Annotated in this window: 1 pseudogene; it reads right to left on the bottom strand. The window is 36.2% G+C overall.

Annotated elements, in window-relative coordinates:
- Nucleotides 1-338 precede the first annotated feature (338 nt).
- Nucleotides 339-842: pseudogene (locus CWB80_RS22600) on the bottom strand (transposase); the annotation flags it as partial.

The raw sequence follows: 842 nt of genomic DNA on the forward strand, positions 1-842 counted from the left end.
ATGGTACATTTTTTATAATTAGACACCCACTTTAACACCTCACTACCATAAGGTTTGGATATTTTTAAATAGACACCCAACTTATTTTTAATCTGTTTAATGAGACACCCAGCTTATTTTTAAAAAGATGTAGCTTAAGTAAGATGTGAATTATTGAGAACAAGCTGAATTGCTAGAAAGAATAGTGATTTTTCATTGTCATTTATTAAATTTCAGCCTTATGTGCTGAGTTAATATTTAATTTTACACACTGGTCAGCGCTAGTTGCAAAAGTCGTTATGCCTCTAGAATTAAAAGGATTGGATTTGTAAGACTGATTTTTAGTGTCGAATGCGTACCTAAGTAAATAAGGCTAAGCTATTAGCTATAGAACTTCTTCGTTTTCGTTTCATATGATTTGTATAAGCTGTGATAGCTTGTTCTTTACCCGCCGTATTCTTAAATGAGCGTGAAAAAGAGGTGGTGAGTGTAAGCCAGTTATCAATACAAATATTTAATCGTTCAAGAATTGGTAACGCATCTTCGGGGATTCTCCCTGGCTTATCTTCTCGTATTGAGCGGCCAGTCCAATCGACGAGTTGTAGGTATGTTTTGAGCTCAAAAGGTAGTCCGTTAGGCATATGTTTACGTGGTTTACCTGCAAAACGCATAAGTGATTTTGGTTGCTTATTGTTTTGAGCTGCATTAATTCTAGATTTAATACTGGTGTAGTCAGATTGCTCAGGTAAATCAGCCGCTTTCGCTCTTACAGGGTTTAAATCTACATAAGCAAGGCAAGCTGCAAGAGCTGCTTCATCAAGTAAAGCTTGTGATTTAAAGCGACCTTCCCAAAAGCCTCCTAT

Source organism: Pseudoalteromonas sp. S1650, assembly GCF_005887195.1.
In the GTDB taxonomy this organism is placed as follows: Bacteria; Pseudomonadota; Gammaproteobacteria; order Enterobacterales; family Alteromonadaceae; genus Pseudoalteromonas; species Pseudoalteromonas simplex.